The organism is Gordonia sp. BP-119 (assembly GCF_016924115.1).
GTDB classification, from domain to species: domain Bacteria; phylum Actinomycetota; class Actinomycetes; order Mycobacteriales; family Mycobacteriaceae; genus Gordonia; species Gordonia hongkongensis.
Window position 1 is genome coordinate 1 of record NZ_JAFFZF010000072.1, and the last position, 11979, is coordinate 11979.

Genomic DNA, 11979 nt, shown 5'->3' on the forward strand with positions numbered 1-11979 from the left:
ACTCGTGGTGCCCGGGCGGACCCCGCCGTCGATCTCGGCCTGACGAACCCAATTGCGCAACGCCTCGGGATGGACTCCGAGCTGATCGGCGATCCGCTTGATCGCACCTCTCGACGAATCGGGATCTCGTCGCGCTTCACATGCCATCCGGGTGGCCCGGTCCTTGAGTTCCTCACTGTACTTGCGTGGTGCTGCCATGCTCTCCATCCTTCACAGGTTCGAGAGCCTCCGACAGACCCGGGGCGGTTCAACTGTAGCCAGGACGGAAGGAAGAGAGCTGCACATTCGAGGGAGCTCGCCGCCCTCCCCTCCAATCCTGTGAGAACAGTGCTGCCGGTGACCGTTATGGTTCAGCCGCTGTGTACGAGCCTGATGCTGCAGCGCCGCGACTGGTGGGCGGGCAATCCGCTCGGCCTGACCCTCGCGGTCAAGCCGGTCCTTGCGGTGTTGTTTTCCTGTCGCTACTGAACCGGCAGTGGAAGGCCGAGCGTTTGCAGTTCCAGCCCTGTTGACCGTCGCAGCCTGACCGCTGGCGGTGGATCGCCGAACGTGGTCGCGTACCTCGCAGAGTTGGCGGCGCGCAGAACGGAGACGCGTGCGGCGTCAGTCTGACCGCGTGAAGTTGGCGAAGAAGTCATCGATTGTTGATACGTCGGCATAACGTCGAAAGTGAGCAACGTCGACCTTGACGAAAACACCGCTAGAGGTGAAGTACGTTTGCTCATCGAACGATCCGGCGGCCGCGATGTGCAGTAGGCGATCCGACTCGTGGTCAATCCAGGCAGTGAGACGTATGGGAGTGTGCAGCGGGACCGGCCGGCGGTATTCGACGGTCAGGGTGCGGGTCACCGCGGGGGTCCGCGCGATCCACAGGGTGAAACCCATGATGTCGTCGCAGGCGGCCGAGATCGCGCCACCGTGCGCCAACCCGGGCGCGCCGAGGTGTTTCTCGTCGAAGGTGTGATCGGCGTACACCCGCTCGCCGCTCCGGTAGACCTCAAGTTGAAGTCCGTGGGGGTTGCTGCTTCCGCAGCCCATGCACTGGGACGAGTGTGCCGGCAGTCTTGCTTCGGGGGTCATCTCTGATCGTTGTCCTTAACTCAGCCCGCCACCTACGCAACAGGGTGCGGGGGGATCGATGAGGTGTGGGAACCGGTCCCGAACACGGTCTGTGCTCACCACTATAGGTAATACTGCCAGTACCTGATACTGTCCATTACGCACACGCGAATGGAGTGGCGCACACCACGCGCACTAGGGGGGGAGATGGCCATCACCACCGGCACAGGCGTCAACCGTCTGCTAGACGGCGCTGCCACTTTTGGTAACACCGTCGGCTTGGCTGGTCAGGCCCTGCGGTGGGTAGCAGTAGACATTGCTACAGGACGATTTCCGTTTCGCGAAGCCGTATCGCAGACCTGGTTCGTCATCGTCGTGACAACTCTGCCGGCGATTCTCGTAGCTGTGCCATTCGGTGTCATCGTGTCAGTACAGGTGGGTAGCCTCACTCAGCAAGTTGGGGCCACGTCAATAGCTGGCGCCGCTGGTGGCCTCGGGATTATTCAACAGGGAGCGCCCATCGTTACCGCCCTCCTACTCGGGGGCGCGGCCGGATCAGCGATTGCCTCTGATTTGGGTGCTCGAACGATTCGCGAAGAAATTGCTGCCATGGAGACACTCGGACTCAATCCGATCAGGCGAGTCGTAGCGCCCCGGTTCGTATCTGTGTTGATCACCGCGCCGCTGCTCTGCATGCTAATCGTCTTCACCGGGCTGCTGGCGGGCTACGCCATCAGCGTCGACGTCCAAGGCATCACACCAGGCAGCTACGTCGCCTCGTTCGCTTCGTTCGCATCGATAACAGACATCGTTGTCGCTCTATGCAAATCGCTTGTGTTCGGACTTGTAGTGGTGACGATTGCTTGTCACCGCGGCCTGTCGACGAAAGGCGGCCCTAAAGGCGTCGCAACCTCAGTAAATGCCACCGTAGTACTGGGCGTCGTCGCATGCTTCGTGATCAATGTCTTTATCACGCAATTAACAACCATGTTCGTCCCCCAAACTATTGGATGAGAAACGCCTCGTGACCACCGTTCCCTCCCGGAGGTTCTCCGCCGCCACCCGCCCTGTCGAAGCCGTGATCGCGCCAGTTGTACACGTACCTGAACGCTTGGGGCACGTCGCGACCTTTGTGATCGCCGCGGTCCTCGGCATCCGCCATGTGATCACCACCTACCGACGCCAAACCCTGCTCTACATACAAGAATTCGCCTGGGGTAGAGGTGCAGTCTTGGTCGGTGGTGGAACGGCCATCGTCCTCGCCATCCTCGGCATCGCCGTCGGCGCCTCAATCGGTATCCAGGGTTACGCCTCTCTGGACCTCGTAGGGATGGGTTCACTGACGGGGTTCATCTCTTCCTATGCCAACACCCGAGAGCTTGCGCCAATGATCGCGGCGATCGGGTTCGCAGCACAAGCCGGCTGCCGGTTGACAGCTGAGATCGGCTCGATGCGCATTTCCGAGGAGATCGACGCTCTCGAGGCTATGGCGGTACGTCCTATTCCATTCGTCGTCAGCACTCGCGTAGTTGCGTCGATCACGACCGTGATTCCTTTGTACATCGTCGCGCTTATTCTCGGATTCGGGGCCGCCAAACTCGTCGTCACACAAGTTCACGGCCAATCCGGCGGCACTTACGATTTCTATTTCGACCAGTTCCTCAAACCTCAGGATCTTGCCTTCTCGCTTATCAAAGTTCTTGTATTTGTCATTTCTGTAGTGATTATCCATAGCTATCAGGGCTACTTCGCCACAGGCGGAGCTGAGGGGGTGGGTCGAGCGTCCGGTCGAGCGATCCGCACGAGCCTCATAGTCATCGTCGTGGAGGACATGATCTTGACCCTTCTGATGTGGGGATTCGATTCCGGCGTACGGATTTCAGGGTAGGGGGTTCAGTGGCTGTCTTTCATGATCCGTCCGGACGCGAGCCGTCGCACGGGAACCTGGCCCTTCGGGGGGTCGCCCTATTGATCCTCGGCGCGATAGCTGCCTACTTACTGATAAGTGACGCTAACGGCGACTTCAGCGATCACACGTCGTTGACCATCAACACCGACGCGATAGGCGACGGATTGAAGGGGGGATCGGATGTGAAGTACCTTGGGTTCACCGTGGGGGAGGTCTCGAGCATCGCGGTTCGAGACCGTGGCGCGGCGGTCAAAATCAACCTCACCGGTTCCGGTAACGACCTAGTTCTCCGGCAGGGCATGACGGTGAACTACACCTCGTCAAACGCATTGGGACCAACTGCACTGGAGATCGTAGATCCTGGACAAGGACCACCCATCGGTTCCGGCGGGAGTGTCTACGTGAGCAGGTTGCAATCTGAACAGACCTCGGTGTCAACGCTTGTTCGCAAGATCTCCACGCTGGTCGAGGCACTGGACCAGCCCTCATTTGAAGCGGTAGTGAGGTTCATCGTTGAGGACTCGCAGGCAATGGCTGATAGCGGAAGACTCGTTCTCCAGATTGCGCAACTCACGCGAGATGTCCAGAACGGCCGGTCGGGGAGGACCTAGGAATTGCGGCTAACCTGTCCACCGGAGTCGCCGACTTCATGACGCCGTTTGTCCCTGGCGTCTTGAAGAACGTCGATATCGCTGACTTTTTCGCCACCCAACAAAACATCGACCGCACGAAGAGTAATCTCGGCGACACGGGAAAGGTTCTTTTCGGTGGGCTCGGCGGCCTGCTCGATAAGAATTACCCAGCCCTGAGTTCGCTGTTAGACGTCGGCCTTGACCTAGCGCGGCCCGTCGCCAGATCCGCCTCGGGGCTAGTTCGCACGGTGTACACGATCCCGCAGATCCTCGATGGCATCGACAAAGCCTTGCCGAAATTCAACGAACGGGTCCAGCTCCAGCTAGCACTGGTGGTCCAGACGTCGCCTGCCCTACAAGGCGCATTGAGAATGGGGGGTGCCACGCGATGACTCTGAGGTCGCTAACACCCACAATCATTAAAATCGTCGCTTTCATCGCTCTCATCGGAGTCCTTTCATATGTCATCATCGCGATTCTGCAGCCGACCAACGAAGGGTCACCCAGTTCGCAGCGTTCCGCGGTGTTTGCCGACGCTTCCGGACTCAAGCCCCGCGACGGGGTACGACTCGCTGGAGTGAAAGTGGGATATGTAACGGCTGTCGATCTCGAGGGCTCAACAGCGATCGTCCGTTTCCAACTGGATGACGGTGTCGCGATTACCCCCGCGACGACTGCCGCTGTGCGTTACCAAAATCTGCTGGGGCAGCGGTATGTGGAACTCATCAATGCCGGACAAGGCGCCGACCAGGACTCGATCACACAGGTGGCACTCGAGAAGACCGTCCCGTCCTTCGACGTATCGACACTATTCAACAGTTTCAAACCAGTATTCGATACATTGAATACTGCGGAAATCAACGAGCTTCAGTCGAACCTTCTACGGGTTGCCCAGGGAGACGGTCGAGGTATCGCACCAGTCATGAAGCAAGTCGCGAACATCACTGATTACGGGAACCAGCGTTCAGAGATCATCACCAATATTGTGACGAGCCTGGGGCAGGTGTCCGACCAGTTGATGGGGCGCTCCGCTGAACTGGTTGAGTTGATAGACAAATTGGGGTCAATCGTCGATGCGTTCAGCCGCGTGAGCGATCGACTGCGGGCCTCGCTGCGAGAGGTCAACCGTTCGATGGCAAAGACTGTACTCGCCGGTGAGCAGATCGAGTCGACCTACGACACCAGCTTCGCGGCTATCTTTCAGAGATTAGTGCGGGAGCCAGGGGATACAGAAGGCCTACTGAATGGTGCCGTTCTCCTGAAGCCGCTCCTGGACGCCCTGGCCGCAACATCCAACGCGACTCCCCCGCCCTCGGCGGCAGGGTGTGCCCGAGGGGTGCTCGACCTACCGAGAACAGTGCAGATCGCCCTGATGGGTCAACGACTGGTGGTGTGCCAGTGACCCGTTTCTTCGGCAAGCGTCCGCATCACCGCCCGCAGCGTCGGCGGGACCTCATCCTGGCGGGGGTCGTAACGATGGTCACGGTGGCCGGTCTCGTCGCCGCCGGAGCTGTGTATATCTCGCCGCCCGGACAAACTATCTACAGCGCGGAGTTAGTCAATACCGGCGGATTGGAAGCTGGCGACCAGGTACGTATCGCCGGGATCAGGAAAGGCAAGGTAGCGTCGGTCGACCTGACCGGAACGTTCATCACCGTGCGGTTCCGGCTGGATGACTCGATTGCCGTTCGGTCGGACGCGACGGCGAACGTCCGTCTCCTCACCCCTATCGGTGGACGTGTATTGGACCTCGACCCAGGTTCAGGCCCGTCGGCCATTGACGGCGCGATCCCACTGGTGCAGACAGGCAGCACCTATGATATTTCCAGCACCCTGGAGACATCTACACCGGTGTTCCGTGACGTGCGTGGTGTTGATCTACGGCGCACGGCGGCGTTGCTACAGGATGCCTTTTCCGACGGAAACACCAATATCCCTGATGCCCTGCAAAACGCGAGCAGCCTGATGGACTTGCTGGAGCGTCAGTACGCACAACTCGACAAGACGGTGGCTTTGTCCGACGAGTATGTCGCTGCCCTCGCAAACCGCAAGCAGGTACTCGTGGACTTCCTACGCCAGCTCAGCTTCCTTGCCCGCACCCTTGGACCAGACATCGCCAACGTCCAGAGCGGGTTCGATTATCTACGTCGTCTTTTTAAGTTGCTGACCCGGCCGCTTGTCGCGTACCGCGACGGTATAGAACCATCGGTACAGCAGTTTAAGATCCTTCTAAACAAGGTGTCGGCCCAGATGCCCGCCTACCAAGACGCGCTGGCCCAGGTCGATCAGATCACCAGAAGACTGAGCATTCTCCTCAATGCTCCGCAGGTCGGACCTGCGAGTCCTGAACCGACCGTCCGCGTCTGTATCCCGATTGGTGATAACAAATGTTGACGGAGCGGATGCGTCGGCATCTGATCCCGATCGCCACCATTGTCACACTGGCAGTAGTGATCGGCGGCGTCGGAATCGACTATGCGACAGCCGACGACGACACGCGATCACTATGTGCGGAGTTTTCTGACGCATCAGGTCTGTACGAAGGCAATTCCGTCGCGATGCTCGGCAAGAAGGTGGGCAGGGTCGTAGGCATTCACGAGGAGGGACAGAAAGGTGTGCGTGTCGATATGCGGATCGACAAGACCGTGCCGCTTCCCGCAGATGTGGGTGCGACCCTGGTGTCCACCTCGATTGTCACCGAAAGACAAATCGAGTTCACCCATCCCTATCGTGGCGGAGAATATTACAAGTCGGCTGAGTGTATCCCACTGGAAAAGACCAGGACTCCACTGGGGATTAGTCAAACGCTCGACGCGATCAGCACTCTTTCAGACGAACTCGTCAAGGACGACGGACGTAACACGGATGCGATTCTTCAGGCACTTACACTCGTCTCGAAAAACATGGAAGGGACCCAGGGTGATATATCCGGCATTCTCCAGGACTCGGCCACGCTAATCAACGATCCGACCCGGCGTGATAGCCAGATACGCAGGATTGTAGCCAATCTCGCCACCTTAACCGGTGTTGCCACCGAAAACAGTACTGAGGTGACCCAGCTATTCGACAACTTCGTAGGCGCAATTGAGGTGATTGTTGCTTTCGGTCAAACATTCGGCGCCGCAACAGAGTACGCAGGCACCTTCGTCCCTATCCTGTCGCGCCTATCGTCTGACTTCGGGCCACCTATTTTCTCACTTGGAGATGCTGCGGTTCCCCTCCTCTCGCAAGCGGGCAAGCAAGAAAACATACTTGCGTCCGTCGCCGCTCGAACAGCTGACCTCATCGTTGAGCATCCAGATGCGAAGTCGATCCTGCGGGCATTCGCAATATCTGTACCACTGCAGGCCCTCAAGAACGCGTGCGCTCCTCCTTCCGTCAAGGACGTTTGCGCGACGGGTAACGAAGCGGCGACGATCGCCAACTTGATCGGAGGGCAACCTCGATGATGATCTACGGCTACCTTCGTCGTGTCACGGCCGCGATCGTGACGCTGTTCGTAGCGACTATCGCCCTCGCCGCCTGCAGCATCAGTGCTGACAACCCGCCGACCATCGGTGGATCATCCGCCCGAGACGGCTACGACATCGAGATCGAGTTCACGAGTGCTCTGAACTTGCCTGCCCGTGCCAAAGTCCTCTCTCGAGGGATTGACGTCGGTGCCGTCACCAGCGTCGCTTACGACGGAGGCCACGCGCTGGTTGCTGCCCGAATTGATAAAGACGCCCAGCTGCCGGAAGATTCGCGCGCGGAACTCCGCCAAGACACTCTCCTGGGCGAGATTTATGTGGCCATCCTTCCCCCTGCACAGCAGTCCACCCAAGGCTTGCTGCGCGCGGGATCGGTAATACCTCTCTCACGCACCGAACCGGCTGCCAACGTCGAGGACGTGATGCGGGGTATGGCTAACGTATTGGGCGGGGGTGAACTCGATAAAATCCATACCGCGATATCGACGCTGAACTCGACTTTTCCGAGTGACCCCGCCCAGTTCGATGCGCTCTACCGCACGACCTTGCGCACCGTGTCTGAGGTGTCTGCCAACACCGACAAACTCGACGTAATCCTGCAGTCAGCCGATCGCACACTCAAAGTGATCCTGGCCGACCCGTCAGGTACAGACCGAATGTTGACCAAGGGGGGAGTGAACTTTTATGGTCTGGGCTACTCGCTAATTGACGTAGCGCTACTCATCGCTAATCTGCGCGACTTCGCGGTATCCGCAGGCCGTATCGTCGACCCTGAGTATTCCCGCATCAAGGAAACGGTGGGCGCGATCGCGCCAGTGGTCGCGTCCATCGCGTACTCGGACATCTACTCCAAGGATGTTTCCGACAAGGCGGCTCGTGTAATACGCGAAAGGCTCATCCCATTCGTCAGCTCGCCAGATATCAACGTCTCCGATGTGTCTATCGATGGCCGAGAACTGGCGCGGCGTGATGCCGAGTCGTTCATAACCGTCTTGCGAGCGATCGGAATGATGCCATGATCCGCAGCACCCTCGTATCGCTGGTTGCCCTTGTCCTCGTTCTCCTCGTCGGAGCGACATACTTGATCATCGACGTGGCACGGGTAAACCCGTTCCGCACCGACTACGCGATCTCGGCCATACTCGAGAGCTCGGGCGGCCTTCTAGACACATCACCGGTAATGTTAGAGGGGGTGCCGGTGGGAAAAGTGACATCTATTCGCGTCACAGGTAATCAGCTCGCCGTCGACATGTCCATCGACTCCGACTATAAGATTCCTCGCGGCAGTGTCATGACGATTCAGAACCTCTCGGTCGCGGGAGAACAATACATCAATTTCATCCCACCGGGCACAACCACCAGTGAGTACTTGCGTAGTGGGGACCTAGTGCCCGCCGGCGCCATCCGCGTGTCGCAATCCGTTCCCCAGGTGCTCCCGAAAATGTCGGCAGTGGCGGACGCGCTCGATCCAGCATCGATTCAGTCCATCAACGAAACGATCTCGGCGGCAGTCGACGGCCGGCAAAAGGACCTCGACACGATCGGAGACATGATGCACCGCCTCGTGGACTTCGTCGGTGACGACGGTGCCGTCCGTACCACTGCGGACAATGCCGAGTTCCTCCTGGGCCTTATGTCGAACGTGGGCGGTGTGCTCAGCACCGCGTCGGTCCGGACCCCGGATGCCGTCGACGGTTTGGCGAGGATCCAACGTGCGTTCATCGTTTTCACTTCTACGTCCTACGACAAATGGCCACCGATCCTGAAGCTAGTGGAAAAGCTCAGCGGCTACATCCAGATACTCCAGCCCGATATTGTCGCCATTACCCGCGCGGTGAAGCCGGCGACGGCGAAAGTCGCAGACACATACATCGACTTCGGATCGATCGGTGATCTTCTGGCTCGAACATTCCCAGCGTCACATCGGGGGCAGGCGCAGATTCCGATCGCCGTCACGCCATCACCTCGCTGACGCCCGATGGATACCTCCTACACCAGCATTCACAGAAGGCAGCAAATGACGGCACAAGACAACGGACCAGAATCCAAGGACAGCAGCGCTGAGGATAAGCTGACTGCGGCTTCCGACAAAGCAGATCGCAGCGACGCCACTGGTGCTACAGAATCTGCGACGTCCCAAGACGGTCCCGCCCCGGACGAGGCAAGCCCCCCGACGTCCGATGCCAGGCACCGATGGAGATCAGCACGCGTCCAGGCGGTGGCCGCCGGCGCTTTCGTGGTGGCACTCGCGGTGCTGGCCGGCCTCTTTGCTTACCTCTACATTGACATGAGGGAAGCAAAGACGTCCGCGGAGAACGCTGCCACACAACGAGCGCAGGCAGCGCAGGCAGCATCGGACTACACCACAAAGTCGCTCACCTACAGCTACCAAAACACCGGCGCATTCTTTACCGAAGTGAAAGAGAATGCCAGCGATGCGTTGGTCAAGCGATACGACGATGTCGAACCCACCCTGACCCAAATCATGGAACAGGCCAAGGTCCAAGCGTCGGGACGCGTACTGGCGACCAGTGTCACCGGCAGCGCCAGCGAGAACCGGGGGGAATACACGGTGCTGGTCTTCGCCACCCAGAAGACCCAGAATGTTCAGAACCCTCAGCCGAGCGAACTCCCCACACTGTTGAAAGTAGTCGTGCTGAAGACCGAGAACGGCTGGCAGATCCAGGATTACGGACCTGCCGAATGATCCAGCGTCCGCCGCGAAAGGAGAATTTGATGAAAAGCACCATGCAGGAGGTGCCGATGACAGTGTCATCGATACTGCGTCACGTCGCAACCAATCATACTGATAGGCAGGTGATTACTTATTCCGCGAGCGACTCTGCCCGGTACGCAACCTACGGCGATCTCGAAGAGCGATGCGCACGTCTGGCGAATGCTCTGCGCCGGGTCGGCGTGGTCGGCGACGACCGCGTGGCAACCATGCTGTGGAACAACCAGGAGCACCTCGAAGCGTACGCTGCGGTACCCGCGATGGGCGCGGTGCTGCATACGCTGAACATCCGGTTGTCACCGGCTCAGCTGCAGTTCATCGCGAACCACGCCGAAGACAAGGTCATCATTGTGGACGGGTCGCTGGTGCCGTTGTTGGCGGCGGTCTTACCGGGCTTGGCGACGGTTCGGGTTGTGTTCGTTACCGGCGACGGCGACACCTCCCCGCTCGACGGCCACGGCGTGACCGTGATGCGATACCATGACGCGCTCGCAGCAGAATCACCAATGTTCTCTTGGGTCGATCCCGACGAGCGGTCGGCTGCGGGTATGTGTTACACGAGCGGCACTACAGGCGATCCCAAGGGGGTCGTCTACAGTCATCGCTCGGTGTTTCTGCACTCCATTGCAGCGTGTACTGGTAACGCTCTGGCGATCGCAGAAGCCGATCGTGTACTTCCCGTCGTGCCGATGTTTCATGCCAGCGCCTGGGGTCTGCCCTACGCGTCGCTGATGGCCGGCGCGGACTTGCTCATGCCTGATCGATACCTTCAAGCGGCGCCGCTCGCCGACTTGATCCAACAGCATCGCCCCACGAAGGCAGGAGCAGTACCGACAATCTGGAACGATCTTCTTCAGTACGGTATCGCGAATCCGGGTGTCGACTTGTCATCAATCGACCTTGTCGCCTGTGGTGGAGCTCCTGTCCCGCAGTCGTTGATCGAAGGGTTTGCGGACCGCTTCGGCGTACAGATTATCCAGGCGTGGGGCATGACTGAGACGTCCCCGCTTGCAGCGGTAAGTCGGCCTCCCGCCGGGATCAGCCCCACAAAGGAAATGTCGTACCGCAAGCGACAGGGACGGGCAATTTGCGGGGTGGAGATGCGCCTCATCGACGAGGGCGGCCTGCCGGTTCCCCGTGACGACAAGTCCGTCGGCGAACTCGAAGTGCGGGGTCCGTGGGTCACAGGCAGCTACTACCGGCTCGAGGACGCCGAGAGGTTTCGGGATGGCTGGTTGCGGACCGGAGACGTGGGACACATCAGCCCGGACGGGTACCTGACGCTGACCGACAGGTCCAAGGACGTCATCAAGTCAGGGGGCGAATGGATCTCGTCAGTGGAGCTCGAGAACTGGATCATGTCGCACCCAGATGTCGCCGAGGCCGCGGTTGTCGCGATGCCCGACCCCCGGTGGCAGGAAACAGCTCTCGCCGTGGTGGTTCCGGTACCGGGTCGCAAGGTGTCGGCTGACACGCTTCACGAGTGGTGCCTAAGAAATTGCCCGGAGGAGATCCCACACTGGTGGATCCCGAAGAACTGGACGTTCGTGGAGCAGGTACCGCGTACGAGCGTGGGCAAGTTCGATAAGAAGGTGTTACGCGCGAAGCATGAGCAGGGCGAGCTGCCGGTTGTATCGAATTAGCGCCGCTATAGGGCGCAAGTGTGCCCACCGAACGTCGTCAGCGTTCGGTGGGCACACTTCTATAGAAGCAATGCATTTGCCGATGGGGACTGCTGCACGGATAGGTGACAGTTTGGGTGTCATGCCGCGGCAGCGGCGGTGTTGATCATTGCTTCGAACTCGACAGGCGTCAACCGACCGAGGCGGGCTTGCCGGCGCCGGCGGCGGTAGGTCCGTTCGATCCAGGTGACGATCGCGATCCGAAGCTGCTCGCGGGTGTCCCAGCGTTGGCGGTCGAGCACGTTGCGTTGCAGGAGTGCGAAGAAACTCTCCATCGCTGCGTTGTCCCCGCACGCTCCGACTTTGCCCATCGACCCCGTGAGTCCATGAGTGTTCAAGGCGTGTACGAATTTTCGCGATCGGAATTGGGCGCGTTCAATCGGTCGATGCAACACTGGGTTGTTGTAGCGAGTGTAGTTGTTCGCCAAAGACTTCGGCGGGAGTTTTCCATCCAAGGACTTTTCTAGGACGGTTGTTGAGGGTGTAGGCGATG

The 11979-nt window shown here is 59.4% G+C and carries 12 protein-coding genes and 2 pseudogenes; 11 read left to right on the forward strand and 3 right to left on the reverse strand.

Annotation, left to right across the window (positions count from 1 at the left end; genetic code table 11):
- On the reverse strand, positions 1-198 hold a 198-nt coding region (locus JW364_RS23340), incomplete at its 3' end, for a transposase (protein ID WP_205334452.1).
- A 129-nt stretch (positions 199-327) separates the two neighbouring features.
- Here JW364_RS23340 and JW364_RS23345 point away from each other — a divergent pair.
- Complete coding sequence (locus tag JW364_RS23345; RefSeq protein WP_156422439.1) at positions 328-468, forward strand: hypothetical protein; 141 nt, start codon at positions 328-330, stop codon at positions 466-468.
- Between the two features lie 135 nt (positions 469-603).
- Here the strand turns inward: JW364_RS23345 and JW364_RS23350 are convergent, their stop codons facing one another.
- Complete coding sequence (locus JW364_RS23350; protein ID WP_004023289.1) at positions 604-1080, reverse strand: PaaI family thioesterase; 477 nt, start codon at positions 1078-1080, stop codon at positions 604-606.
- A 258-nt stretch (positions 1081-1338) separates the two neighbouring features.
- Between JW364_RS23350 and JW364_RS23355 the strand changes: the two genes are divergently transcribed.
- The 10 genes and pseudogenes from JW364_RS23355 to JW364_RS23400 all read left to right on the forward strand — a co-directional run bounded on the left by JW364_RS23355 (position 1339) and on the right by JW364_RS23400 (position 11447).
- A complete protein-coding gene (locus JW364_RS23355; protein ID WP_033206584.1) occupies positions 1339-2073 on the forward strand; it encodes an ABC transporter permease in 735 nt (244 codons plus the stop codon).
- A gap of 10 nt (positions 2074-2083) precedes the next feature.
- Entirely contained in the window at positions 2084-2947 is an 864-nt protein-coding gene (locus JW364_RS23360; protein ID WP_014928961.1) for an ABC transporter permease, read from the forward strand.
- An 8-nt stretch (positions 2948-2955) separates the two neighbouring features.
- A pseudogene (locus JW364_RS24605) lies at positions 2956-3992 on the forward strand (MlaD family protein).
- Positions 3989-5002: an MlaD family protein gene (locus JW364_RS23370; protein WP_004023293.1), complete on the forward strand. Its 1014-nt coding sequence runs from the start codon at positions 3989-3991 to the stop codon at positions 5000-5002. The pseudogene JW364_RS24605 and the gene JW364_RS23370 overlap by 4 nt, the downstream one beginning before the upstream one ends.
- Positions 4999-5994, forward strand: coding sequence for an MlaD family protein (locus tag JW364_RS23375; protein ID WP_004023294.1), 996 nt, complete (start codon positions 4999-5001; stop codon positions 5992-5994). The genes JW364_RS23370 and JW364_RS23375 overlap by 4 nt, the downstream gene beginning before the upstream one ends.
- A complete protein-coding gene (locus JW364_RS23380; protein ID WP_004023295.1) occupies positions 5988-7049 on the forward strand; it encodes an MlaD family protein in 1062 nt (353 codons plus the stop codon). Before JW364_RS23375 ends, JW364_RS23380 begins: the two co-directional genes overlap by 7 nt.
- Entirely contained in the window at positions 7046-8089 is a 1044-nt protein-coding gene (locus tag JW364_RS23385; protein WP_004023296.1) for an MlaD family protein, read from the forward strand. Before JW364_RS23380 ends, JW364_RS23385 begins: the two co-directional genes overlap by 4 nt.
- A complete protein-coding gene (locus JW364_RS23390; RefSeq protein ID WP_004023297.1) occupies positions 8086-9042 on the forward strand; it encodes an MlaD family protein in 957 nt (318 codons plus the stop codon). Before JW364_RS23385 ends, JW364_RS23390 begins: the two co-directional genes overlap by 4 nt.
- 6 nt (positions 9043-9048) lie before the next feature.
- Positions 9049-9777, forward strand: a complete 729-nt coding sequence (locus JW364_RS23395; RefSeq protein ID WP_223258800.1) for a hypothetical protein — start codon at positions 9049-9051, stop codon at positions 9775-9777.
- Between the two features lie 29 nt (positions 9778-9806).
- Positions 9807-11447, forward strand: coding sequence for a long-chain fatty acid--CoA ligase (locus JW364_RS23400; RefSeq protein ID WP_014928958.1), 1641 nt, complete (start codon positions 9807-9809; stop codon positions 11445-11447).
- A 119-nt stretch (positions 11448-11566) separates the two neighbouring features.
- On the opposite strand, the pseudogene JW364_RS23405 reads toward JW364_RS23400, so the two are convergent.
- Positions 11567-11857: pseudogene (locus JW364_RS23405) on the reverse strand (IS3 family transposase); the annotation flags it as partial.
- Positions 11858-11979 lie beyond the last annotated feature (122 nt).